The sequence below is a fragment of the Agrobacterium sp. 22-3639C2 genome (genome assembly GCF_053522105.1).
In genome coordinates, this window is sequence record NZ_JBNWDB010000003.1 from 762,311 (window position 1) to 787,122 (window position 24,812).

The 24,812-nt window shown below is 59.5% G+C and carries 26 protein-coding genes; 20 read left to right on the forward strand and 6 right to left on the reverse strand.

Going from position 1 to position 24,812, the window contains the following annotated elements:
- Positions 1 to 96 precede the first annotated feature (96 nt).
- A complete protein-coding gene (locus ACQZ6D_RS16740; RefSeq protein WP_111795079.1) occupies positions 97 to 1,941 on the reverse strand; it encodes an extracellular solute-binding protein in 1,845 nt (614 codons plus the stop codon).
- Between the two features lie 206 nt (positions 1,942 to 2,147).
- On the opposite strand from ACQZ6D_RS16740, the gene mepA reads away from it, so the two are divergent.
- From mepA to dapB, 4 genes are all read left to right on the forward strand, one after another.
- Positions 2,148 to 3,197 carry a penicillin-insensitive murein endopeptidase gene (gene mepA / locus ACQZ6D_RS16745; RefSeq protein WP_065703634.1) on the forward strand — a complete coding sequence of 350 codons (1,050 nt, stop codon included), beginning with the start codon at positions 2,148 to 2,150 and terminating at the stop codon, positions 3,195 to 3,197.
- A 101-nt stretch (positions 3,198 to 3,298) separates the two neighbouring features.
- Entirely contained in the window at positions 3,299 to 3,682 is a 384-nt protein-coding gene (locus ACQZ6D_RS16750; RefSeq protein ID WP_065703632.1) for a methylglyoxal synthase, read from the forward strand.
- Positions 3,683 to 3,703: 21 nt separating this feature from the next.
- Positions 3,704 to 4,726 carry a glucokinase gene (locus ACQZ6D_RS16755; protein WP_065703630.1) on the forward strand — a complete coding sequence of 341 codons (1,023 nt, stop codon included), beginning with the start codon at positions 3,704 to 3,706 and terminating at the stop codon, positions 4,724 to 4,726.
- Between the two features lie 115 nt (positions 4,727 to 4,841).
- Positions 4,842 to 5,669, forward strand: a complete 828-nt coding sequence (gene dapB / locus ACQZ6D_RS16760; protein WP_065703629.1) for a 4-hydroxy-tetrahydrodipicolinate reductase — start codon at positions 4,842 to 4,844, stop codon at positions 5,667 to 5,669.
- A 22-nt stretch (positions 5,670 to 5,691) separates the two neighbouring features.
- Here the strand turns inward: dapB and phnF are convergent, their stop codons facing one another.
- A complete protein-coding gene (gene phnF, locus ACQZ6D_RS16765) occupies positions 5,692 to 6,429 on the reverse strand; it encodes a phosphonate metabolism transcriptional regulator PhnF (RefSeq protein ID WP_065703627.1) in 738 nt (245 codons plus the stop codon).
- An 82-nt stretch (positions 6,430 to 6,511) separates the two neighbouring features.
- Here phnF and phnG point away from each other — a divergent pair, with 82 nt between their 5' ends.
- The 16 genes from phnG (at position 6,512) to ACQZ6D_RS16845 (ending at position 20,793) form a co-directional block, all read left to right on the forward strand.
- Positions 6,512 to 6,973, forward strand: a complete 462-nt coding sequence (phnG, locus tag ACQZ6D_RS16770; protein ID WP_003514497.1) for a phosphonate C-P lyase system protein PhnG — start codon at positions 6,512 to 6,514, stop codon at positions 6,971 to 6,973.
- The gene (gene phnH / locus ACQZ6D_RS16775) at positions 6,973 to 7,581 is read left to right on the forward strand and encodes a phosphonate C-P lyase system protein PhnH (RefSeq protein ID WP_065703625.1); all 609 of its coding nucleotides are present in this window, start codon (positions 6,973 to 6,975) and stop codon (positions 7,579 to 7,581) included. Before phnG ends, phnH begins: the two co-directional genes overlap by 1 nt.
- Position 7,582: 1 nt before the next feature.
- On the forward strand, positions 7,583 to 8,692 hold the full coding sequence (locus tag ACQZ6D_RS16780) for a carbon-phosphorus lyase complex subunit PhnI (RefSeq protein WP_065703624.1): 1,110 nt from the start codon (positions 7,583 to 7,585) through the stop codon (positions 8,690 to 8,692).
- Between the two features lie 133 nt (positions 8,693 to 8,825).
- Positions 8,826 to 9,728 (forward strand): alpha-D-ribose 1-methylphosphonate 5-phosphate C-P-lyase PhnJ, encoded by a 903-nt coding sequence (locus tag ACQZ6D_RS16785; RefSeq protein WP_065703622.1) that lies wholly within the window; start codon positions 8,826 to 8,828, stop codon positions 9,726 to 9,728.
- Positions 9,725 to 10,501, forward strand: a complete 777-nt coding sequence (phnK, locus tag ACQZ6D_RS16790) for a phosphonate C-P lyase system protein PhnK (RefSeq protein ID WP_003514488.1) — start codon at positions 9,725 to 9,727, stop codon at positions 10,499 to 10,501. Before ACQZ6D_RS16785 ends, phnK begins: the two co-directional genes overlap by 4 nt.
- 4 nt (positions 10,502 to 10,505) lie before the next feature.
- Entirely contained in the window at positions 10,506 to 11,213 is a 708-nt protein-coding gene (phnL, locus tag ACQZ6D_RS16795) for a phosphonate C-P lyase system protein PhnL (RefSeq protein ID WP_003514486.1), read from the forward strand.
- On the forward strand, positions 11,210 to 11,827 hold the full coding sequence (locus tag ACQZ6D_RS16800) for a transferase hexapeptide repeat family protein (protein WP_080799818.1): 618 nt from the start codon (positions 11,210 to 11,212) through the stop codon (positions 11,825 to 11,827). Before phnL ends, ACQZ6D_RS16800 begins: the two co-directional genes overlap by 4 nt.
- Positions 11,828 to 12,064: 237 nt before the next feature.
- Positions 12,065 to 12,925 carry a phosphonate ABC transporter ATP-binding protein gene (gene phnC, locus ACQZ6D_RS16805; RefSeq protein ID WP_003514481.1) on the forward strand — a complete coding sequence of 287 codons (861 nt, stop codon included), beginning with the start codon at positions 12,065 to 12,067 and terminating at the stop codon, positions 12,923 to 12,925.
- Between the two features lie 85 nt (positions 12,926 to 13,010).
- Positions 13,011 to 13,916: a phosphonate ABC transporter substrate-binding protein gene (gene phnD, locus ACQZ6D_RS16810; protein WP_448729834.1), complete on the forward strand. Its 906-nt coding sequence runs from the start codon at positions 13,011 to 13,013 to the stop codon at positions 13,914 to 13,916.
- A 69-nt stretch (positions 13,917 to 13,985) separates the two neighbouring features.
- Positions 13,986 to 14,972, forward strand: coding sequence for a phosphonate ABC transporter, permease protein PhnE (gene phnE / locus ACQZ6D_RS16815; RefSeq protein ID WP_013635271.1), 987 nt, complete (start codon positions 13,986 to 13,988; stop codon positions 14,970 to 14,972).
- A complete protein-coding gene (gene phnE, locus ACQZ6D_RS16820; RefSeq protein WP_038489427.1) occupies positions 14,972 to 16,321 on the forward strand; it encodes a phosphonate ABC transporter, permease protein PhnE in 1,350 nt (449 codons plus the stop codon). Before phnE (ACQZ6D_RS16815) ends, phnE (ACQZ6D_RS16820) begins: the two co-directional genes overlap by 1 nt.
- A 266-nt stretch (positions 16,322 to 16,587) precedes the next feature.
- Positions 16,588 to 17,286: a DUF1045 domain-containing protein gene (locus ACQZ6D_RS16825; RefSeq protein ID WP_065703616.1), complete on the forward strand. Its 699-nt coding sequence runs from the start codon at positions 16,588 to 16,590 to the stop codon at positions 17,284 to 17,286.
- On the forward strand, positions 17,283 to 18,419 hold the full coding sequence (locus ACQZ6D_RS16830) for an alpha-D-ribose 1-methylphosphonate 5-triphosphate diphosphatase (RefSeq protein WP_003514474.1): 1,137 nt from the start codon (positions 17,283 to 17,285) through the stop codon (positions 18,417 to 18,419). Before ACQZ6D_RS16825 ends, ACQZ6D_RS16830 begins: the two co-directional genes overlap by 4 nt.
- Positions 18,416 to 19,030: a phosphonate metabolism protein/1,5-bisphosphokinase (PRPP-forming) PhnN gene (phnN, locus tag ACQZ6D_RS16835; protein ID WP_065703614.1), complete on the forward strand. Its 615-nt coding sequence runs from the start codon at positions 18,416 to 18,418 to the stop codon at positions 19,028 to 19,030. Before ACQZ6D_RS16830 ends, phnN begins: the two co-directional genes overlap by 4 nt.
- A gap of 87 nt (positions 19,031 to 19,117) precedes the next feature.
- On the forward strand, positions 19,118 to 20,164 hold the full coding sequence (locus ACQZ6D_RS16840; RefSeq protein ID WP_065703613.1) for an AraC family transcriptional regulator: 1,047 nt from the start codon (positions 19,118 to 19,120) through the stop codon (positions 20,162 to 20,164).
- A gap of 383 nt (positions 20,165 to 20,547) precedes the next feature.
- Positions 20,548 to 20,793 carry a helix-turn-helix domain-containing protein gene (locus ACQZ6D_RS16845; protein ID WP_003514469.1) on the forward strand — a complete coding sequence of 82 codons (246 nt, stop codon included), beginning with the start codon at positions 20,548 to 20,550 and terminating at the stop codon, positions 20,791 to 20,793.
- A 223-nt stretch (positions 20,794 to 21,016) separates the two neighbouring features.
- Here ACQZ6D_RS16845 and ACQZ6D_RS16850 read toward each other — a convergent pair whose 3' ends face one another.
- The 4 genes from ACQZ6D_RS16850 to exbB form a co-directional block, all read right to left on the reverse strand.
- Complete coding sequence (locus ACQZ6D_RS16850) at positions 21,017 to 22,006, reverse strand: Ldh family oxidoreductase (RefSeq protein WP_065703612.1); 990 nt, start codon at positions 22,004 to 22,006, stop codon at positions 21,017 to 21,019.
- Positions 22,007 to 22,192: 186 nt separating this feature from the next.
- Entirely contained in the window at positions 22,193 to 23,119 is a 927-nt protein-coding gene (locus tag ACQZ6D_RS16855) for a TonB family protein (protein ID WP_065703611.1), read from the reverse strand.
- Complete coding sequence (exbD, locus tag ACQZ6D_RS16860) at positions 23,116 to 23,601, reverse strand: TonB system transport protein ExbD (RefSeq protein WP_013635265.1); 486 nt, start codon at positions 23,599 to 23,601, stop codon at positions 23,116 to 23,118. Before exbD ends, ACQZ6D_RS16855 begins: the two co-directional genes overlap by 4 nt.
- Before the next feature lie 6 nt (positions 23,602 to 23,607).
- Complete coding sequence (exbB, locus tag ACQZ6D_RS16865; protein WP_065703610.1) at positions 23,608 to 24,768, reverse strand: tonB-system energizer ExbB; 1,161 nt, start codon at positions 24,766 to 24,768, stop codon at positions 23,608 to 23,610.
- Between the last annotated feature and the right edge of the window lie 44 nt (positions 24,769 to 24,812).

Sequence of the window (24,812 nt, forward strand, 5' to 3'; positions counted from 1 at the left end):
AACCCGGTCCCCTCCTGAAAGCGCTGCCTTGCGCGATCCAAGCGATTCGTCTCGCCCTATGTGAATCAAGCCTTCGGCGCGAAAGCAAGCGCGGCGTCAGTTCGCGGCCTGGCTGGACCACCATGCTTCCGGAAAACCGACGCCATATTGCGGCAGGTTTTCCGGACGGATGAGCGTGTTCCAGTAAGCGATGAACATCTCGCCGCGATAAAATTGCGGTATGACGTAGCTGTTTGCCAGAAGCACCCGGTCAAGCGCCCGCGCGGCGGCCACCTGCTCATCCCGGTTGGGCGCAAATATGACCTTCCTGACCAAAGCGTCGACGGCAGGGTTCTTGATGCCGGCGAGATTGTTGGAGCCCTGCCGGTCGGCCGCCGCCGAACCCCAGAAATCCGCCTGTTCGTTTCCAGGATTTGCCGACGTCGCCCAGAGCTTGACCGCAACGTCGAAATCGAAGCTGCGGGTACGGTTGGTATATTGCGAGGCATCGACGGTGCGGATGGTCGCATTGACGCCGATCTTCTTCAGGTTCTGGACATAGGGCAGGATGGTTCTTTCCATGCCGGAGGAATCGATCAGAAACTCCATATCCAGCGGCTGCCCGCTCGCCGCGTTGACCATGCGGTTGCCGCGAAGCTCATAACCGGCCTCCTTCATCAGCTTGACCGCCTCGCGCAGATTGTCACGCTGTTTGGCGGGTTCACCCGCGACGGGATTGCTATATTCGGTGGTGAAGACCTCCGGCGGCACCTGATCCTTCAACTCCTGAAGAATTTCGAGTTCACGACCCGTCGGCAAGCCTGAAGAGGCGAGCTCGCTGCCCATGAAAAAGCTGTTGATGCGCTGAAACTGACCGTAAGCCAGCGTCCTGTTCAGCTCTTCGAAGTCGAAAGCATAGTTAAGCGCCTTGCGCAGTTTCGGGTTCTGGAACTTCTCCCGCCGCATGTTCGGCACGAAGGCCTGCATGATGCCGACGGCGCGATAGATGTTCGGCAATTCCTCCTTTGTGACGCGGCCTTCCTTGACGGCCGGAAAATCATAACCAGTGACCCAGCGGCTGGAAGAAGCTTCCTGCCGGAAATCGACTGTGCCTGATTTGAAAGCCTGGAACTCGACGTCCTGATCGGCAAAGAAGGTATAGGTGATTGTTTTGAAATTGTGCTGGCCGACATTCACATTGATGTCCTTGCCCCAATAGTCGTCACGTCGCTCATAGGTCATCGTCGATCCGGGAGACAGCGACGCTATTTTATAGGGGCCAGACCCCATCACCGGCTCCAGCGTGCCACGCGATATGTCGCGCGGCTTGCCATCCGGACCAACACCCTCCCACCAGTGTTTGGGAACAATCAGCAACTGCCCGACGATCTGCGGCAATTCGCGATTATTCTTTTCATCGAAGGTAAAGGTGATGTCCCTTTCACCCGTCACCTCTGCCTTGGTGACATGGGTGTAATAGGTCGCAAGCTGCGGGCTGAGATCTTTGGCTTTTTCAAAGCTGAAGACGACATCTTCCGGCGTCACCGGCTTGCCGTCGGCCCATTTCGCTTCCGCGCGCAGCCGGAAGGTGGCCTTGGAGATATCGTCGGGATAGCTCACGCCCTCTGCCAGGAGACCGTAGGAGGCCGAGAGTTCCTCTTCCGTCGATTTCATCAGAGTGTCGAAAACCAGCGAAAGACCTGTAGCCGCCTCACCCTTGGCGAGCAGCGGATTGAGCGTATCGAAGGTTCCCGATGTCGACAGGCGTAGTGTGCCGCCTTTCGGCGCCTTGGTGTTCACATAGTCAAAATGATCAAAACCATCGGGATGCTTCAATTCGCCGACCGTCGAGATTCCCTTTCGCCACACATCCGCAGACTGTGCGGAGGCGGCCGCCGGCATCAGCATGGCGGAGGCCGCAAGAGCGACGAGGAGCCGGGATTTCAACGGTGCCAATTTCATTCGGGACGTTCCCTGTTTTCGTGTTTGTTGAAGAGAGCATAAAACAAACATTGGCAAAAAACAGATGCTCCGGCTCACAAGCTCTTTATTGAGGCCTTTATTCGCATGCCTTGGTGCGGGCGGCTTGAAACATGGTTTCAACAAAATCCCGATCCAGTTTATCCTGAGGGGCGAGAGAATCATTTAGTCGGAACGGGCACGAATATATGACGGCGGGATCATCCAGAATTTTCAAGGCGGCCATGCTGGCGATTTCGGTCGTTTCGGCGCTCCAGTTGCAGACGCAAATCGCATCGGCCGAGGACAGGCCCGCGAAAGAAGTATTCGGCCACATCGACCTGCCATCTGCGAATAGCTCCCAGCCGATCGGCTCCTATGCAAAGGGATGTCAGTCCGGCGCCATCGCCATGCCCGCAGATGGCCCGACGTGGCAAGCCATGCGCCTTTCCCGCAATCGCAACTGGGGCCAACCGCAGCTGATTTCCTTCCTCGAGCGGTTTTCGCAGGATGCACAGAAAATCGGCTGGCCGGGCCTGTTGCTCGGAGATATCTCACAGCCGCGCGGTGGACCGATGCTGACAGGCCATGCCTCGCACCAGATCGGCCTCGATGTCGATGTGTGGTGGCGGCCCATGCCGAACCCAAGGCTGACGGTGCAGCAGCGCGAGACGCTGCCTTTCATTTCCATGCTTGATAAGTCCAAGTTCCTGACGGTCGATGACCGCAAATGGTCGCCGCTCAATGCACGGCTGGTAATGATGGCAGCGAGCTATCCGCAGGTGGAGCGGGTCTTCGTTAACCCGGCAATCAAGCAGAAACTCTGCCAGACATGGACCGGCGACCGCACCTTCATGGGCAAGATCAGGCCAATCTACGGTCACGACGAACATTTCCACATCCGGCTGGAATGCCCGCCTGGCGCGCCCAACTGCAAACCTCAGGCCGAAGTTGGCAAAGGTGACGGTTGCGACAAGTCGCTGGCCTGGTGGTTCACCAAGGAACCATGGGCGCCGCCGAAAAAAGACCCCAATGCCAAGCCTGTGAAACCCCGTCAGGTCATGGTCTCCGATCTGCCCGCAGCCTGTGCCGCCGTGGCCGCCGCCCCATCCGCCAATACGGAAGGTTTTGCTGCCCAGGCATATTCCCCGGCCCAGGCCGTGCGCCAGCAAGGCGTGGAACAGATCATCCAGAACGCTCCGGCCATTCAGCCACCTGCGGATATTCCGCTTCCGACCCAGCGCCCGACATTGAACTGAAACAGAAATGCGGCATTAAACAGCTTCCCTTTTCAAATGGGGACAAGCTGTTATAGAAGGCTTCAAATCGATTTAATTCTTTATGGGAACAGGCTGGGGACATGGCAGGACAACGCTGTATCGCACTCATCGCTCACGACGAGAAAAAAGACGATATGGCGGATTTTGCGCGTCATCACCAAAAGGTGCTTTCCGGCTTCAAGATCGTCGCCACCGGCACCACCGGCGGGCGCGTTCAGGAAGCCTGCCCCGACCTCAGCGTCATTCGCCTCAAAAGCGGCCCGCTTGGCGGTGACCAGCAGATCGGTGCGATGATCGCCACCGGTGAGGTCGATATGCTTATCTTCTTCACCGACCCGCTGACGGCGATGCCGCATGATGTGGATGTGAAGGCGCTGACGCGGCTTGCCACGGTTTACGACATTCCCATGGCGCTCAATCGCGCCACCGCAGAAAACCTGATCGACTTCAACCTCGCCAAATGACGCGCCAACATGGAACAGGTAATGCCGAAGACGTCCGATACCGAATATCTTTCCTTTCCGATCCTTCTTGGCGACATCGGCGGCACCAATGCCCGCTTTTCCATTCTGATCGATTCCTTTGCGGAACCGGTGCACCTCACCACCGTGAAAACAGCGGAATATCCGACAATTGACGACGCCATCCAGCAGGCGGTTCTGGACAAGACCTCGCTTCAGCCCGTGTCGACCATCCTTGCAATCGCCGGCCCCATCGAAGGCGACGAAATTCCGCTGACCAACTGCCATTGGGTTGTGAAGCCGAAAGATATGCTGGCCAAACTCGGCCTGAAAGACGTCATCGTCATCAACGATTTCGAGGCGCAGGCACTGGCTATTGCCGCGCTCGACGACGACAACCGCGATTCTATCGGCTCCGGCAAAAAAGACATGCTGGCATCGCGCGTCGTTCTCGGACCAGGCACGGGCCTTGGCGTTGCCGGTCTGGTTTACGCCCGACATATGTGGTTTCCCGTACCCGGCGAAGGCGGCCACATCGATATCGGCCCCAGAAGCGCGCGTGACTATGCGGTCTTTCCGCATATCGAGACCATCGAGGGCCGTGTCGCCGGCGAACAGATCCTTTGCGGGCGCGGGCTGGTCAATCTTTACCGGGCCATCTGCACCGCCGATGGCATCGAGCCGATCTTTTCCGATCCGGCCGACATAACCTCGCAGGGGCTTTCGGGCCAGAACCCGCAGGCGAAAGAGACGCTTTCGCTTTTCAGCACCTATCTCGGCCGTGTGGCGGGTGACCTTGCCCTGATCTTCATGGCCAAGGGCGGTGTCTATCTCGCAGGTGGCATTTCGCAGAAAATCGTTCCCGCGCTGAAAAGCCCTGAATTCCGGGCGGCGTTCGAAGACAAGGCGCCGCACAGTGCCCTGATGCGCAGCATTCCCACCTTCGTCGTTACCCATCCACAGGCGGCCCTTTCCGGTCTCGCCACCTACGCGCGCACCCCTTCGGATTTCGGCCTTTCACTCGACGGGCGGCGCTGGAGAGCCTGATCTGCGCTTGGGACAGGCTTGCGAAGCGGGCGGGCGGTCTTTAACGTCGGTGAGGTATGGGTCAGTCAATTGAATGGCGACCTTGAACGGCAGGACGTGAAAAGTGAGTGAAGGCATGAGCGGCAGCGATATGAAACTGGTGGTGGTTGGTGCGGCGGGCCGCATGGGACAGGCGCTGATCCGCCTTATTCACCAGACACCGGGTGTAACGCTGCATGCCGCCGTCGCACGCGAAGGGTCTGCTTTTGTTGGCCGCGATGCCGGCGAGATTGCCGGTCTCGGACCAATCGGCATCGAGATCACCAGCGATCCCTTGCAGGCATTCCTGCATGCGGAAGGGGTGATCGACTTCACCTCGCCTGCAACCAGCGTCACTTTCGCCGGTCTCGCCGCGCAGGCCCGCATCGTACACGTCATCGGCACCACCGGTTGCTCACTGGGCGACGAGGAAAAATTCAAGGCAGCGTCACGCCATGCCCGCATCGTCAAATCGGGCAATATGAGCCTCGGCGTCAATCTGCTCAGCGTTTTGACGCAGCAGGCCGCCAAGGCATTGGATGCGCAGAACTGGGATATCGAAATCCTTGAAATGCACCACAAACACAAGGTGGACGCGCCCTCCGGAACAGCGCTGCTGCTCGGCGAAGCGGCGGCAGCGGGCCGCAAGGTCGATCTCGCCACCTCCTCCGTTCGCGTGCGTGACGGGCATACGGGTGCGCGCGAAGCGGGCACAATCGGTTTTGCGACCCTGCGCGGCGGCTCGGTGATCGGCGAACATTCGGTGATCTTCGCTGGCGAGGGAGAGCGCGTCGAGCTTTCCCACTACGCCGGCGACCGCTCCATCTTCGCACGCGGCGCGATTGCGGCGGCGGTCTGGGCCTTCGACAAGAAGCCGGGCTTCTATTCGATGCTGGATGTTCTCGGCATTTCGCAGGCAGAATAACGCTTCAGTCTACGTCTGCGCCTTAATTTTCCACGGTAAACTCAACCGTATCTGCCGAGAACCGGCTGATGGCATATTGCACGGGAATGCCGTCCATATCCGCGTTCAGCGCCTGGGTGACGAGCAGGATTGCGCCCGGCGCCAATTCGAGATCGGCCAGATCCTGCGTATCAGCGTGGCTCGCGGAAATGACGGTAGAGATGCGCACATAATCCGCGACGCCCAGCATTTCGAAGGCGGCGGTGATCGACCCACTTTTTTGATAGGCATCCCCTATCCCTGAAAAACGGTCCGCCGGAAACCACGTGGTCGAGCGCGAAACCGGCCGGCTGTCGGCCTTTCGCAGGGTTTCCAGACGCACAAGCGGTGCACCCGGCTGCAATTGCAGCCGTGCCGCCAGGTCGGCATTTGCCGGCTCGGTGGTGTGGGAAAGAAGCAGCGCCTGCATATCCTTCACCTGATCGCTGATACCGGCCGTGAACCGTGTGCGCAGTGAAATCGGAAAGCTCAGTCGTTCCTTGCGCGCAATCATCGTGCCGCGCCCCTGCCTCGCCTCGAGAATGCCTTCGCTTGCCAGCGCGGCAATGGCGCTCCTGACGGTATGGCGGTTGACGCCGAATTTTTCGGCCAGCGTCATTTCTGGCGGCAACATGCCGGTTTCGTCGTGATCGCCCGCTGCGATCTCGCCCCTGATCCTGTCGGCGATCTGTCGCCAGAGCGCCACGCCGTTCTTTCTTTTCATCGCTGCCGAAGGGCTCATGTCACACGCTTGTCATTCATCGACGTTAATTGTAACTTATATTGTATAGTTGTCTATATCAATAGACATTAGAGGTCAAGCGATGAATAACGAAGCTGCGAATTCACATGCGGAAAGGAAACGGGTGGCAGCACTTCTTGCCCGCGCCACCGTTCAGGAACTTGAGGCCGTCTGGAGCCGGCAGGATGCCAGCCCGCAGACGGAAAACGTGCGGGGGCCTGAAACCGGCCTCGTGATGGTCAAGGGCCGTATCGGCGGCGGCGGTGCGCCCTTTAATCTGGGCGAAACCACCGTGACCCGGGCAACCGTGAAGCTCGCATCCGGCACCGTCGGCCATGCGCATGTGCTCGGCACCGGTCGCAAGAAGGCCTGGTACGCTGCGGTTTTCGATGCGCTCTGGCAGGAAAACCCGACACGCGGCTTCATCGAGACCGAGCTTCTTTCACCGGTCGAAAAAAGACTGGCCGAGGAGAAAGATCGGAAAACGAAAGAAACAGCCGCAACTCGTGTGGATTTCTTCACCATGGTTCGAGGAGAGGATTGATGGGCGTGAAAGCCGAAGCATTGACGGGCGGTTTTTCCGACGCCGTTTTCGATTCACAGCGAATCTTCAAGAAGCTCATGGACGGCATGGCCCGGCCAGGCACAGCGCAAACCATTGAAACAACAGTTGCCCCGCCGCTGCCGCTTGGTGCGGCCAGCGGCGCCGTTCTTCTTGCACTTTGCGACCATGACACGCCGGTCTGGCTGAGCGGCGCGCTACGCAAAACCACGGTGCCGGGATGGATCGGGTTTCACACCGGGGCGGTTACAACAGAGGAAAAAAGCGCGGCGCATTTCGCCGTCATTGAGGCGGGAAGCGCAATTGCCTCCTTCGGTCTCTTTTCCCAGGGCAGTCAGGAATACCCCGACCGTTCCACGACGGTCATCATTGAATTGCCCGATCTTGACGGCGGACGGGAACTGCTGCTGTCCGGCCCCGGCATCCGCCATATCAACATCATTAGCCCATCCGGCCTGCCGGACATATTCCCGAGGCTATGGGCGGAAAACAACGCCATCTTCCCGCGCGGCATCGACGTCATCCTGACCGCTGGCGACAAATTCGTCTGCCTGCCGCGCACGACGCGCATTCAACCCGTGGAGGCATAAGATGTATGTTGCTGTCAAAGGCGGGGAAACCGCCATCGCCAACGCCCACCGGCTTCTGGCAGACAAGCGGCGCGGAGACCGCGACCTGCCCGCCATGACGGTGGCGCAGATCGTTTCGCAGCTTTCGCTCGCCGTTGACCGGGTCATGGCGGAGGCTTCGCTTTACGACCAGTCGCTGGCCGCCCTTGCCGTCAAGCAGTCTCGCGGCGACATGATAGAAGCGATTTTCCTGCTGCGCGCCTACCGCACGACCCTGCCCCGTTTCGGCTACTCTGTTCCCGTGGATACTGCGAAGATGACGGTCCAACGGCGCGTTTCGGCGACCTACAAGGATTTGCCGGGCGGGCAATTGCTGGGACCGACCTTCGATTACACCCACCGCCTGCTCGATCCCTCGCTGCTGGAGAACGGAGCTGTCGAGATCCCTGCCATCCGTGAGGGCGAGACAGAATACGTCATGCGCGTATCCGACATTCTCGCCGAAGAAGGCTTGATCGAAAGTGACGGCGACATGCCGGATGACCACGTTGCCGGCGATCTGACACGCGAACCAATAGAGTTTCCGATGGCGCGCGACCTGCGCCTGCAATCGCTTGCACGCGGCGACGAGGGCTTTCTTCTGGCGCTCGCCTATTCGACGCAGCGCGGTTACGGACGCACACACCCGTTCGTCGGTGAAATCCGCATCGGCGAGGTGGAGGTCGAACTGGATGTGCCGGAGCTCGGTTTTGCTGTCTCGCTCGGCGACATCAAGGTCACCGAATGTCAGATGGTCAACCAGTTCAAGGGTTCTGCCAAGGCACCTCCGCAATTCACCCGCGGTTACGGTCTGGTGTTCGGCCAGAGCGAGCGCAAGGCGATGGCCATGTCACTGGTCGACCGTGCGCTACGCGCCGCTGAATTCGGTGAGGATGTGGTTGCCCCCGCGCAGGACGAGGAATTCGTCATCTCGCACGCCGACAATGTGCAGGCGACGGGCTTTGTCGAACATCTGAAATTGCCGCACTACGTGGATTTTCAGGCCGAACTGGGCTTGGTGCGCAAAATGCGCGCCGATTTCGACGCGACCGACACCGATGCCGGGGAATGGATGAGCGATGCAGCCGAATAAATCAGCGACTGTGCTGCTCGCCGAACCAATAGGCGCAAAAGACGGTCAATGCTGCAAAAGCGGCAAAGAACACGGCTGCAAGAATTCCAATCTCCATGAGCTTGTACTCCTTTTTTCGCAAGGTTAACGCGCAATGCTTAAAGAAGTTTCATTCGACGACGGGCTGGCTGCCTACAACTTCGCCTATCTGGACGAACAGACCAAGCGGATGATCCGCCGGGCGATCCTGAAGGCAATTGCCATTCCCGGTTATCAGGTTCCCTTCGCTTCCCGTGAAATGCCCATGCCTTACGGCTGGGGCACCGGCGGCGTGCAGGTGACCGCCGCCATCCTCGGTCCAGACGATGTCCTGAAGGTTATCGACCAGGGCGCCGACGACACCACCAACGCCGTTTCCATCCGCGCCTTCTTCCAGAAAGTCGCTGATGTCGCCGTCACCACACGCACCAAGGATGCAACCATCATCCAGACGCGGCACCGCATTCCCGAAGAAGAACTGCATTCGGGGCAGGTGCTTGTCTATCAGGTTCCCATTCCTGAACCCTTGCGGTTCCTCGAGCCGCGCGAGACCGAAACCCGCGTCATGCATGCGCTGGAGGAATACGGTCTGATGCACGTCAAGCTTTATGAGGACATCGCCCGCAACGGCCGTATCTCCACCACCTATGCCTATCCGGTGAAGGTTGCGGGGCGCTATGTGATGGACCCCTCGCCAACCCCGAAGTTCGACAATCCGAAAATGCACCTGTCGGACGCCCTGCAATTGTTCGGGGCCGGGCGCGAAAAGCGCATCTATGCCGTGCCACCCTACACGGATGTCGTCAGCCTGGATTTCGAGGACCATCCGTTTGAAATCCAGAGCTTCGACAAGCCCTGCGCGATGTGCGGCGGGGAGAATGTCTATCTGGACGAGGTGGTGCTGGACGACAAGGGCGGGCGGATGTTCGTCTGCTCCGATACCGACCATTGCGAAGACCGCCGCGCCCATGGCCACAAGGGCCATTTGCTGGCGGATGTGAAGGAGGCCGCAGAATGAGCGACGCACCGCTTCTGAAAGTCAGGGACGTTTCGAAATATTACGGCGACCGCGCCGGTTGCCGCAACGTCTCCTTCGAGCTTTATCCGGGCGAAGTTCTGGCAATCGTCGGTGAATCCGGCTCCGGCAAGACCACGCTTCTCAACTGCATTTCCACACGGCTCGTGCCGACGGCTGGCAGCGTGGAATATCGCATGCGCGATGGCTCGGTGCGAGACCTCTATCATATGGGCGAGGCCGAACGGCGTTTCCTGATGCGGACAGACTGGGGTTTCGTGCACCAGAACCCAGCGGATGGACTGCGCATGGCGGTTTCGGCCGGCGCCAATGTCGGCGAGCGGCTTATGGCTGTCGGTAACCGGCATTACGGCAATATCCGGCAATCAGCCAGCGAGTGGCTGGAGCGGGTAGAAATCGGCACAGACCGCATTGACGACCAGCCACGCGCCTTTTCCGGCGGCATGCGTCAGCGTCTGCAGATTGCCCGTAACCTGGTGACCTCACCGCGCCTCGTCTTCATGGACGAACCGACCGGCGGCCTCGATGTTTCGGTGCAGGCACGCCTGCTCGATCTCGTGCGTGGTCTCGTCAACGATCTCGGCCTCGCCGTTATCGTCGTCACCCATGATCTGGCGGTCGCGCGGCTGCTTTCCCATCGCATGATGGTGATGAAGGGTGGTGACGTCATCGAACACGGTCTGACAGACCGGGTGCTGGATGATCCGCGCGAACCCTACACGCAATTGCTTGTTTCCTCCATTTTGCAGGTTTGACGCCATGCCGACACCCCTTATCGTTTCGGAAGTCTTCAAAAGCTTCACCATGCATCTTCGCGATGGCATCGAACTGCCTGTTGTCCGCGATGTCAGTTTCTCCGTGTCCGGCGGAGAATGTGTCGTGCTCGGCGGCCCATCCGGCATCGGCAAAAGCTCGATCCTGAAAATGCTCTATGGCAATTATGCCATCGACAGCGGCCAGATCCTCATCCGCCACGAGGATCAGGTCATTGACATGGGCAGCGCCTCGCCGCGCACCATCCTCGAGATTCGCCATCGCACCATCGGGTATGTCAGCCAGTTTCTGCGCACCGTGCCGCGCGTTCCGGCGATCGACGTCGTCGCCGAGCCGCTTTTTGCGCGCAAGGTTGCCGCGGAAGAGGCCCGCGAGCAGGCAGCCGTTCTGCTTTCGAAACTCAACCTGCCGCGGGAACTGTGGTCGCTGCCGCCAGCAACCTTTTCCGGCGGCGAGCAGCAGCGCGTCAACATCGCACGCGGTTTCATCACCGATCACGCGATCCTGCTTCTCGATGAACCGACCGCATCCCTGGATGCCGCCAACCGACGGGTGGTCGTGGAGATGATCGCGGAAAAGAAGCGCAAAGGGACGGCCTTGCTCGGTATTTTCCATGACGAGGAAGTGCGGGAAGCCGTGGCCGATCGCGTTCTGGATGTCTCGCAATTCTCCCCCCGGAAGGCAGCGGCATGAGTGTAAAGGTCGGTCTCGAACCTGTTGTCCACGAAAGTGCCCGCGTCACCAATTCATCGATCGGCCGCTATACCGAAATCTCGGAACGCTGCCGCATCGAGGAAGTGGAGATGGGCGACTATTCCTATGTCATGCAGGACGGTGCGATCTGGTGCGCCACCATCGGCAAATTCGTCAACATCGCCGCATCCGTCCGCATCAACGCGACCAATCATCCGATGTCGCGCGCCACACTTCACCATTTCACCTACCGTGCCCGCAGTTATTGGGACGACGCCGATGATGAAAATGACTTCTTCGCCGCCCGCCGCGCCAAGCGCGTGGTGATCGGCCACGATGTCTGGATCGGCCATGGCGCGACCATCCTGCCTGGCGTCACAATCGGAAACGGTGCGGTAATCGGGGCCGGTGCGGTCGTGTCGAAAGACGTTGCGCCCTATACCATCGTCGGCGGCGTACCCGCCCGGCTGATCAGGAACCGCTTCCCGGCGGACCTTGGCCAGCGCATGGACGATCTCAAATGGTGGGACTGGGACCACGCAACGCTGCGCGGCGCACTGGACGATTTCCGCACCCTCGCCGCCGAGGATTTCGTGGCGAAATACGCCGGGTAAAATCGCCCCACACCGAAGAAACTGCAGATTCCGGGGTCATGCTCCGGGGTCTCCCTAACCATGTCTGCGAGACATAGTGCGGGCTTCAAGCCCTTGGCACGACTACTAAAAGGTTCGCAGGCGACCACGCGGACGCCTTATCTGCGCATTCTGTAATATTTTCTTCATCAAACTGACATTCACGCTTCACGCACCGCTGTTAGGTCGAACCCCATCAGAAGAAGATTGGACGGGGAAATGAGCTTTCACCTGAAGCAAGTCACGCGCCGTTTCGGCAACCACACTGCGGTCGATTCCGTGAATGTGGAAATTCCGCAAGGCCAGATGGTTGGCGTGATTGGACGTTCTGGCGCAGGAAAGTCAACGCTGCTGCGCATGATCAACCGCCTCGTCGATCCCTCCTCGGGTTCCATTCATTTCAACGACACGGAAGTCTCTTCGCTGAAGGGTGCCGCCCTGCGCAACTGGCAGCGCGACTGCGCGATGATCTTCCAGCAGTTCAATCTGGTGCCGCGTCTCGACGTGCTCACCAATGTCATGCTCGGCCGCCTGAACCACCGTTCGACCGTGCTCAGCCTGTTCAACATCTTCACGGATGAAGAGCGCCTGATGGCGATTGCCGCCCTCGAGCGGCTCGGCATCGAGCACGTAGCCATGCAGGCGGCGGGCACGCTTTCCGGCGGCCAGCAGCAGCGCGTCGCTATCGCCCGGGCACTAATGCAGTCTCCGAAGATGGTTCTCGCCGACGAGCCGATCGCCTCTCTCGATCCCCTGAACGCCAAGATCGTCATGGACGCCCTGCGCGACATCAACGAGCGTGAAGGCATCACCGTCATAACGAATCTGCATACGCTGGATACGGCGCGCAATTATTGCGAACGCATCATCGGCATGTCGCAGGGTCGAGTCGTTTTCGACGGAACACCCGCCGAACTGACGGCGGCGGCGGTCACGGAGATTTACGGCACGGATTCACACGGCGCCGGCATCGACGAGACCATGACCTCGACCAGCATCAATATTCCCGGCGCGCAGCTTGCCGCGCGTCCGGTTCAGCAATCTGCCGGTCCCGAACCGCTGGCTCTCGCCGGGCTCTGAGGAACCGCTCAGCATCGTTTGCGCCCGCGTCAAGGGCCGATACTTCACAACAAACTCCGGCTCGCCGGGAAACAGGAGAAAGTCCATGTTGAAGAAAATCCTTCTTTCGGCAGTCGCCCTTGGCGTTCTGGCCGGTTCGGCCATGGCTCAGGACGTCAAGGTCCTGCGTATCGGCCTCGACGGTTCGGAAAATGAAGCCGACCAGATCCGCAACACGAAGTGCGTTGCCGATGGCCTCAAGACTGCAACCGGCGTTTCCGAAGTTCAGGTTTTCCCGTCGCCGGACTATAACGGCGTTATCCAGGGCCTGCTCGGCGGCACCATCGACATTGCATCCATGGGCGCTTCTTCCTACGCCAAGATCGCCATTGCCGATCCCAAGGCCGTCGATCCGATCCTGACCTATACCGGCTCTGACGGTTCCAGCGGCTACTACACGATCATGGTTGCCCGCAAGGACAGCGGCATCAAGTCTCTGGCTGACGCCAAGGGCAAGAAGATCGGCTTCGCCGACCCTGACTCCACCTCGGGCTTCCTCGTCCCGAACGTATCGATCCCGAAGGAAACCGGCGTTCCGGTCAAGGAATATTTCTCCGAAACCGGCTTCGGCGGCGGCCATGAGAACCTCGTTCTCGCCGTTCTCGACAAAAAGTTCGACGTCGGCACGACATTCGGTTCGGGCGTCGGCAAGTGGGAAGAAGGCTACTCCGGCGGCAACCTTCACCAGATGGTCAAGAAGGGCAACCTCGACATGGACGATATCGTTCAGGTCTGGAAATCCCCGCTGATCCCGAACGGTCCGCTTCTCGTTGCCAACAAGATCGGTGACAGCATGAAGCAGAAGGTCGAAGACTTCTTCATGGAACTGCCGAAGAAGGATCTCGCCTGCTTCCAGGGTTACACCCAGGGCAAGAACACTGCCTACATCAAGGTCGACCCGGCTTTCTACCAGACGATCATCGACGCCCGTAAGTCCGTTATCGGCGGCTGATCCTCAGATCATATCCGGAAGCGGCGGTGCCTTGCGGCACCGCCGCTTTTGCCAATAAAGGAAAGCGGCATGGCGACCACACTGCAACATGGTACCCTCACGCCCGAGGGATTGAGCGCATCGTCCCGAACGGTGATGCGTCATTATCAACAGCAGCTTAGGACACGGCGGATTTATACCGTTATGTCGCTCGTTATCTTCCTCATCGTCCTTGCCGCCTCACTGAATTTCGCCAATGAGGCCAATTCGGGCAAGTTCTTCGAGCGCCTGCCATATTTTTTCGACTTCATGAAAACATTCGTGCCGGATAGCCCGCTCGAGGTCTTCCGGGCGATGTTCGACCTGCCGTCGCCCTATGACAACGGTTCGCTGAAATACAACTATGTCGCGGATCGCGTTTACATCACCAACGGTTTCTACATACCGCATTTCATCTATCAGCTGATCATCACGCTCAACATCGCGCTGGTCTCGACGATAATAGGCACGACCTTCGCATTTGTGCTGTGCTTCTTTGCCTCCACCAACCTTATCGGTGCCGGCCTCGTGCGCTGGGTTGTACGCCGGGTAATGGAGATCCTGCGCGCTTTTCCGGAGATCGTCGTCGCGGGATTGCTGACTGCCATCTTATCGATCGGGCCGATCGCGGCGATCATCGCGATTTCCGTGCACACCATCGGGGCTCTGGGGAAGCTATTCTTCGAAGTCGTGGAAAATGCCGACATGAAGGCGGATGAAGGCCTGCGTGCCGCGGGTGCCAACTGGCTGGAGCGGGTTCGCTTTGCCATCGTGCCGCAGGTCCTGCCCAATTTCGTGTCCTATGCATTGCTGCGTGCCGAAATCAACGTACGCGCCTCGACCATCATCGGCGCCGTTGGTGGTGGCGGCATTGGCGAGGTCTTCCGGCTGTCGATCGGTAACGATCACGCTTCCAAGACCTATGCCATCATCATCCTGCTGCTGATCACCATCATCGCCGTAGACCAGTTTTCAAGCTGGTTGCGCCGCAGGCTGATCGGCCATCAATCCTTCGAATTCGGACGGGGAGCGGCCTGATGTCGTCCAGCTTCATTCTCAATACCGCAGACCGCGAGAGGCTGACGGCCGCACATCCCGCAATTTTCAATCGCGGCTTCATGCAGCGATACGGCTTGCTGACCGGTATTGTCGCCGTCCTCGTCTATCTCACCGCCTGCTTTTTCTTCTTCAATGTCGGCCCCGCTTTCATGCAGGGTCGATGGGATCGCGCTTCGAGCTACATTCAGGACTGGTATTCCTGGCGGGCCCAGCCACGCCTTCGTTTCGAAGACGGGAAGGTGAACCCGCAGTGGTCAAGCCGGATGCAATATCCCGCCGATGCGCCGATCGACTGGCTGCAACCCTTGCCGGATGGCGGCTACAGCGTCGTTTACGCGGGCACGCAAAACCGTCTCGACGTAACGCCGACCCGGGTGGACGTCTATGTGGACGGCAAGAACTATCCCGTCATCATCAATGGCGACAAGGCTCTGGCGCCTGAGGTCCTGCCGCAAGAGATCACGCAGGACGGCAACAAGGTTCTCGTGCATTACGGTTTTGCCGGACAGGCGGAAATCCGCACCAGCCAGGTTTACGTGCAGCGGCGGTTCCTCGGGTGGGCGAACTTCCTGTTCGATACCAAATCGGAATTCTGGGGCAAGAGCTACGGCGACCTTGCCGCACTGGCGCTGTGGGGGGAAAGGCTCGATCCCACGCGCTCAAACATCAGCCACATGGTCGATGATTTCCTCGACAATGGTGTCTGGCAGCACGCCGATATTCTTTCCAAGCTGATGCAGACGCTGGTGATGGCCTTTGTGGGCACGTTGTTCGGCACGCTCGTTGCCCTGCCGCTCGCTTTTCTCGCCGCACGCAATATCACCGCTAACAGGGCCGCCAACTGGGGCATGAAGCGTCTGTTCGACTTCCTGCGCTCGATCGACATGCTGATCTGGGCGCTGTTCTTTACGCGCAGCTTCGGTCCGGGGCCGATCCCCGGCATTGCCGCGATCTTCTTCACCGATACCGGCGCGCTCGGCAAGGTCTATGCCGAGGCGCTGGAGAATGTTGACGACAAGCAGCGCGAGGGCGTCAAATCGGTTGGCGCTTCTCCCATTGCCGTCAATCGTTTCGGCGTGCTTCCGCAGGTCCTGCCGGTCTTCATTTCCCAGTCGCTTTATTTCTGGGAAAGCAACACCCGTTCCGCCACGATCATCGGTGCGGTTGGCGCTGGCGGCATCGGTTTGAAACTGCTGGAAGCGATGGGTACCAATGCCGACTGGGACAAGGTCGCTTATATGGTGCTGCTCATTCTCTTCGTGGTTTTCCTGTTCGACCACATCTCGAATTCCCTGCGGTCGCGCCTGATCGGGAAAACCCAGCATTAATTCATAAAGCGGGAGCGGGGTTTGGTTATCCCGCTTCCCGAGACGTGCGCAAAACCGGAACCTCTTTGCAAAGTCAGATACATCCCCTCAATGCGCCAGCATCCGTCTTCCGGACATTCGAGAGACACGCGGCGTTTCAAGCGCTTTTTTTCCTGGGGCATCATCATTCTGTCACGGAAAGCGATTACCTCGCACTCCTGACCTTGCGGGAAGCGGGCGAGTCACGCCAAATAGCTTTTCATCCAGGTTTTCCATGACACCGAAGAGTGCTTGCCGTGCGCTACGCCATCTATTTTTCTCCGGCTAAAGATCATCCACTGACTGAAGCGGCGTCGCGCTGGCTGGGACGCAATGCCTTTTCCGGCGCGCAACATGATGACCATGCCGCTTATGCGGAGATGACGGAGGAGCCGCGCCGTTACGGTTTCCACGCGACGCTGAAAGCCCCCTTCGAGCTTTCCGAAAAATACAGCGAAGCGGAACTCGTCGCCGCCCTCGAACAGTTTGCGGCCAGCCAGTCCGTCTTCGATATTCCGCGTGTTGTCATCGGCGCACTCGGGCCGTTTTTCGCGCTCGTTCCGGATCGCACCTACCAGCCGCTGCAGGATTTTGCCGCTGAGATCGTTGACCATTTCGACCGGTTTCGCGCGCCCTTGTCCGAGACCGACATTGCCCGCCGGCGCCCGCAAAACCTGACCGAAAGCCAGCGGCAAAATCTGTCGCTCTGGGGTTATCCGCATGTCATGGACGACTTCCGCTTTCATATGACGCTGACGGGCCGCATCGACGAAAGCGACGCGCCCGCTATCCAGGATGTGCTTTCGACCAAGTTTTCCGAGTTCGTCGACCGGCCTCTCACCATTTCCGGCCTCGCTTTGTTCGTTGAGGAAACGCGCGGCGCACCATTTACCGTTCATCGCTGGCACCCGCTTGGCCAGCCGCCAAAGAAAGATGCTGACCCATGACCGAGCATGCCCTTTCCAACGCCCGTATCGTTCTGGAAGACGATATTATTCTGGGATCCGTTCTGATCCGTGACGGCAAGATCGCCGATATCAGCGAAGGCGCCTCCAAGACCGGTGAAGATCTCGAAGGCGATTTCCTCATCCCGGGTCTGGTGGAACTGCACACCGACCATCTGGAACAGCACTATTCGCCGCGTCCCGGGGTTATCTGGGATAAGATCGCCGCAATTCAGGCTCACGATGCGCAGGTCGCGTCATCAGGCATTACCACTGTTTTCGACTGCCTGCGGCTGGGCTCCGACGAAGATGGCGGGTTCAAGAAGGGCGAGATGCGGGAAATGGCAGATGCCATTGAAACCGCTGCCGATCAGAACCGCCTGCGGGCAGATCACCTGCTGCACCTGCGCTGTGAAGTCGCCTCCGCCGATGTGCTCGAGCATTTCGAAGATTTTGAGACCGATCCGCGTGTGCGGCTGATTTCGATGATGGACCACTCCCCGGGACAGCGCCAGTTCCAGTCGATGGACCAATATATCTTCTATTACCAGAAGAAGCGCGGACTGAGCGACGAGGCTTTCGCCGAGTTCGTCAGACGCCGGCAGACGGCATCGGCGGAGTTTTCCGCCAAGCACCGGGATTACCTGGCGGCCCGTTGCGCCGAGCGCGGCATAACCGTTGCAAGCCATGACGACGCTACAGAAGCGCATGTGGGCGAAGCGATCGGACACGGCGTGAAACTCGCGGAGTTCCCCACCAGCGTCGAGGCGGCAAAGGCTTCGCACAGCGCCGGCATGAGCGTGCTGATGGGCGCACCGAACATCGTTCGCGGCAAGTCCCATTCCGGCAACATCGCCGCCCGTGATCTTGCCGAACTTGGCGTGCTGGATGTTCTCTCTTCCGACTATGTGCCGTTCAGCCTGCTTTACGCACCGTTCCTGCTCGCCGACCAGGTGGAAGCCATCACTCTGCCGGAAGCGTTGCGCATGGTTACCTCCACGCCGGCACGAACGGTGGGCCTTCGCGATCGCGGCAGCATCGCAACGGGATTGCGGGCCGATCTGGTCCGAGTTCACCGTGAGGACGGCGTTCCCGTCGCCCGCTCGGTCTGGCGTCAGGGCAAACGTGTGGCATGACCGGCAACGGACAGGATAGCCGGCTTGACGGCCAGACGCTGGGTACGGTGCCCGGAACCATGATCGTAATTGTCGGCCCGAGTGGGGCCGGCAAGGACACGCTGATGGATTATGCCGCAGCGCAGCTGTTCGGGCGGCCGGGCTTCCATTTCACACGCCGGGTCATTACCCGCAGCGGCGATGCCGGCGGCGAAAATCACGATGCGGTTTCCATGCACGAGTTCAACCGGCTGGAAGAGGAAGGTGCTTTTGCCGTTTCCTGGCAGGCGCACGGGCTGAAATATGGCATTCCGGCCGCCGTCTATCGTCATCTTAATGCGGGAGACGTGGTCATCGCCAACGGCTCCCGCTCGGCCCTGCCCCAGTTCGGCACCGCCTTTGCGCGCCTCAAGGTCGTGAACATCGTTGCACGGCCGGACGTGCTGGCGAAGCGGCTGGAGCAGCGCGGGCGGGAAAGCCGGGAGGATATTCTCCGGCGGCTGGAACGCAGTTCGCTCACGGTCGTCGGGGATTTTGATGTGACGACCGTGGACAATAGCGGTGCCATGGAAGATGCGGGCAAAACCATCATGCAGGTGCTGGAGCAGAGCGCCTGCCGTCGCCACATTTAAACTCCACAGGCCGAACTGCTCGACAAATGGCTTCCCAACGCTTACCATCAGGCGACAATTTCCAAACATGGTACGCCAAGGCGAGGGATGCCTGAAAAGAGGGTCAGCGACGAGATAACAGTGGTGGCCGGTCTGGCCGCCGGCGTCGCCAATTATGCGCGGTCGCGGGGCATCGACATTGCCCCCATCTGCAAGGCTCTCGATATCGATCCCGCCACTTTCGGCAGCGTGACGGAGCGCATCAGCCTCGACCGATTTTGCCGCCTGCTCGAGACATGTGCGTTGATTTCCGGCGACGACGCCTTTGGTTTGCAATGCGCGTCCACCTTTCCCGCCGGCGCATCCGGCGCGTTCGGATATGGCCTGATGAGCGCGCCGACAGTGCGGGCTTTCCTGCGTTTTCTTCAGGATCACGTTTATTACGCGACCAATAACAGCAATTTCACCATGGTCACGGATGCCGCGCACGTAACCCTGTCATGGTCCTTTGCGCCCGTCATCGTCAAACGCGATCAATATGTGGATTTGTCGCTGACAGCTCTGATCCAGCGCCTTCGCGATATTCTGGGGGAGCGGGAGCGCGTGAACCTGATCGAGATCGGTCTGGAACGGCCGAAACCGGTTAATATTCAGCTATTTAAAGAAAGAATGACCAAGCGCGTCAGCTTTTCGCAACCCATCCATACCATGCGTCTTCCCACATCACTTCTGGACGTGGTCAACCCAAATGCAGATGAGCGGCTGTTCGAGCTGATGAACTTGCAATGCCGGATGCTGCGGCCGGAGACATCGGCAGACGCCACGCATTTCATCGATCAGGTGAAGCGTTACATGCAGGTGCGGCTGTCGGATGCCGAGCTTTCGCTGAGCGAGATCGCCCCCTATTTCAACCTGTCGGAACGCAGTTTTCAAAGACGGCTTGCCGAGCTTGGGACTAATCTCAACGAGATAAAGGACGCCATTCGCAAGAATGCCGGCTTCAAGCTCCTCGTGGAAAGCGATCTTCCGGTTTCCGATATCAGCTACAGGCTCGGCTATTCTACGCCGGGTGCGTTTTCGCGTTCCGTTTCCCGCTGGTTCGGGGCAACGCCCACGGATATTCGCAAGAAACACGCGCATCATTCCGCCGTATAGGACGCATTCCCAGCATCAATATTCCATATATCCAAAATAAAATTGGGAAATATGTCGGCGTTCATTGGATTATGTATCGAAACATAACAATAAAAACGCAAAACTTGGCGTGAGATGTTATTCTCTTGAGATGGCAGACCGCCTAATAGAACGCCGCAATATGCCTTCGGGCATGACGGAAAACATTCCAAAGCTTTGAATTTTACATTGTTCTGGACAAGAACCGATTTCAGGTTTTTGGGAAGGACGATGCAGTCATTCTTTCATCGCCGAGGATATGCCCATGCCGGGACCGGCTGGCTGCGAGATCAGCTGCTTACTGCCTGGTTCCTGAGGCCACATCCGGCTTTGGGAAGGTCAATCTCTTTTGAGGCTGAAAGACTATGTCGTCAAAAACGCAGCATGAACGTCATCAGGCGCGTGAAATCGTCCTTTCGGATCGTGAGCGGCAATATCTGGGGCTCGTTGCGCGAGGCCGACATCCTTCTCACATTGCCTTGATAACGGGAGCGGACGAAGCGGATGTTAAAGATACTCTGGAACGGGTCCGCCTAAGGCTAGGTGCGGCCAATCTGCTGAATGCCGTCAGCATCGCCCTGCTGCGTGGACTGATCGAACAGGATATTTAGAGCTTCCCTCTCGCTCCAAAAGCTTACGCGAAATCGTCCCCTTCCCGTAAGCCAAAACCGGATGTGTTGCTTTCTGCGCCAAAAACCCACCATTTCGATGGCGGGACGGCGGACCAAAAGGCGGGTCGGAAATGATTTCCGGCCTATCGGCGCAACTGCAAGGCAGCCATACACGGTTTACCCGGCGGACTTTCCGGTCCGCCGGGTTTTCATTTTCAGTTCCTCACAGCGACTGAATCTCGGCAAGAATATCGCTTTCGACGATGATACCGCTTTCCAGCGCCTGCCTTCGAATGCCCTGGCTTCGCCGACCGGGCAAACGCACGTTTTCCTGCTTCTCTATCTCTCCGGCGATAAGCGCCAGTCGCTCGGTAAAGGCCGCACCGCCCGACGATACGGGGTCTATGGCGATGATCGTGTGGCCGAGAGAGGGTGGCGCACCCTTGTCGTCCAGAAGGGAAGAGGCCTCGAAGGCGAAGCTTCCACCGGTGAGCGCGGCGGCCATGATCTCCACCATAAGCGCCAGGGCAGCCCCCTTGGCCTCGCCCGCAGGCACCATCGTTCCGGCTAGGGCTTCTTCGGGATCGGTCGTGGGCCGGCCATTCGTATCAAGCGCCCAGTCGCCCGGAATGGTTTCGCCCTTCTGGCGGGCCGCCATGATCTTTCCGCGCGCAACCTTGGAAAGCGCCAGATCGATCACCAGCGGATCTGCCTCGCCAACAGGGCTGGCGAAAGCAATCGGATTGGTGCCATAGAGCGGTTTGGTGCCACCCCAAGGCGCCATGGATGCAGGCGCATTGGCGAACATCAGCGCCACGAGGCCCATTTCCGCGAAACGCTCGACTGTAAGTGCCATGACGCCTGCATGATGGGAGCGATGGATCGCGGCGAGCGCGATGCCCTGCTGCCGGGCCATGTCCGGCAACTCGCCTACGGCGCAGTCGATCGCGGGATAGGCGTAACCGTTGTTAGCGTCGATTGAAAGCACACCCGGTTTGACACGACTTGCCACCGGCCGCGCATTGCCATCGACCTTGCCAACCCGCGCCTGACGGACATAAACGGGGATACGCCGAAAACCGTGGCCGCCCTGGCCTGCAGCCTCGGATGCCACGAGCGCCTTCGCCACGGAGCGGGCGTTTTGCGGCAGAACGCCGTTACGCTCAAAGATAGAGGATACGAGATCCTCCGCCTCTGCGATTGAGAATTTCATTCCGGAATGCCTCTGCGTGTTAAGTCGACAAGACCTACACCATCGAAAACATTCGCGAAATGCAATTCAGGCCCAAATGGATATCTTATCGAGAATACCGGTCGGGCACGCATTCGCCCTTCGGGAGGGCGTCATACCAGGCAAGAGCTTATTCCAGCAGAACCGCGACATGGCCTTGGAATCGATCTAGCGGATGCTGATCGGCAAGGTGATTGTCTTGTTTGCGTCCGGTGGCGGCGCGGGCACGGGTGATGCGCTCTGGATCCAGGCCGCAATCTGCTGGTCGATGGAGGAATCACCGGTGGACTGCACCACACTGACACCGCTGATGGCGCCTGTATCGTTAACCCGGAACCGCACGGTCGCTGTCATCGCATCGCTGCGAAGCGAGCGGGGCTTACGCCTCTGGATATGCGAGCGAACCTTCGATCCCCATTTTGCCGGCGAGGCGGAGGATGAAGAGAAGAAACCGGCATTGTTGCGCGATGCCGCCGTCCGGTCGGATTGCTGTGTCTCGGCCTTGGCCGTTTCGCGCAGTTCCGATGCCTGTTGCGGTTTGGGGCGCTGGCGCTCGACCTTCTTCTTGTCGTCCGGTTCTTTCTTCTCCACCTTCTTTTCGACCGGCGGCGGCGGCGGCCGGATGACGGGCAAGGGAACCTCGACATTTTCGAGTTCCGCCATCATCTGTTCCTGCACGGGATCGATCGGCTCCACCGGTTCGGGAATTTCCTGCGGCTCGACGATCTCCTCGACCGGCGGTTCCGGCGGCTGCACGGGTTCCGGCGGCGGCGTTTCCACAACCGGCTCAGGCGGCGGCGGCTCCTCCGGGGTGACTTCCTCTACCGGCTGGCTGTTGTCGCTCTGTACCTCTTCGGCATCTTCAACGTCCTGCGCAGGCGTCGTTTCCTCGGTGTTGACGGCTTCCGGTATGGCTGCCATTTCGATCATGATCGCGGCAGGCGGCGGCCCGCCGGCATCCAGTTCCTCTGGTTCCTGCATCAGGTAATAGGCAAAACCCGCATGAACGCCCAGCATGAGCAGTGCTGCGGCGGACCACAACGCCGCTTCCCCGAGGCGGGAATGTCGGGACTGCGGGTAGCCGTTTTCAGTCATGGCGCGGTTCCTGGCACTGCGGGCGCGGCGGGCGGAACGGCACCGGCTGGCTGCGTTGCCGCAGCGGCATTTTCCAGCCCTACCAGAGCGATTTTCAGATATCCGGCATCGCGAAGCAGGTTCATGATTTCCATGAAGTGGCCATAGTCGACGGCTTTGTCGGCGCGCAGGAAAATTCGCGTATCTTTCTTGCCGCCCGTCTGCCGGTCGATCGCCGCTGCCAGGGCTTCGCGGGCAACCGCATCATTGCCGAGATTGAGCGACAGATCATCCTTGACGGTCAGATAAAGCGGCTCTTCCGGGCGCTCCGCCGGCTTGGCGGTGGATGCGGGCAGATCGACATTCACATCCACGGTCGCCAGCGGTGCGGCAACCATGAAGATGATGAGCAGAACCAGCATCACGTCGATGAAAGGCGTGACATTGATTTCGTGGTTTTCGGAGAGATCGTCTCCGCTATTTTCGCGAATACCGCCAGCCATGACCGATCACCGCCCAACCAACGACACAGCGGGCTTGCTGCTGCCCGGCGGAATGCGGCGGAAATCGAGGTCGCGGCTGACGAGGCGTTCCACGCCGGCTGCGGCATCCGCCAGCAAATGCCGGTATCCCGTGATCGAGCGGGCGAAGACGTTGTAGATCACCACCGCTGGAATAGCAGCAACAAGGCCGATTGCCGTGGCAAGCAGCGCCTCGGCAATGCCGGGTGCCACGACGGCAAGATTGGTGGTCTGCGATTCCGAGATGCTGATGAAGGAATTCATGATGCCCCAGACGGTACCGAACAGACCGACAAAGGGAGCGGTGGAGCCGATGGTCGCCAAGGCGCCCGTTCCGCGCGACATGCGGCGACCGGCGTGGGTTTCAATGCGTGACAGGGCCGAGGATACACGCTCCTTGATGCCGCCGCCGTCGGTGTGTTCGACCACCGCGTCGGAAAGCTGCATTTCGTGAGTTGCCATGCGCAACATCAGCGCTGCCGGCCCGCCCTTCTTTTCGACGGCCTCAGTCGCCTCGTTCAGGGTTTTCGCCCTGCGAATAACCTTGAGCGTCGCACCGGCGCGCACCCGTGCACCGGCCAGCTCGATAGACTTCGCCACCCAGACCGTCCAGGTGACGAGCGATGCGAAAGCGAGACCGATCATCACGCCCTTCACGACCCAGTCCGCCGCCATGAACATGCCCCAGGGAGACAGGTTGTGCGGAATGTCCGCACGATGTCCGGCACTTGCGGGTTCGGCGACTACCGGTTCAACCGGGGTGGAGACCTCGTTCGGCGCTGCCGTACCGTTCGTCGGAGCGGGTTGCTCCGTCTGTGTCGGCTGCGGTGAAACACCTTCGGCTGCCGGCGTGGGATTACTTGCGGCGGGCGCAGGCTGGGCCGGCGCGGGCTGTGTGGGCGCGGCAGCGGAAGGCGGCACAGGCTGGACTGCCGGAGCGCTCGGCGTCTCAGCCGGCGACTGCGCGGGCTGCATCGTTTCCGTTGCCGGTGCAGGTGCTGGTTGGATCTGGGTTTCGGATGCCGACTGAGCAAAAACCGCTCCGGCACTCAAGCCGGCCAGCAAAGTGACCGTCATGGCAAGTGAGATATGCCGTGTTTTGTTTGCTCTGGTGAAGCACGCGGAAGAAGTTGAGGTCTCAGCTGACATAATTTTTATCCCGGATTTCCGTCGATGAACTCATCCGCAGATTG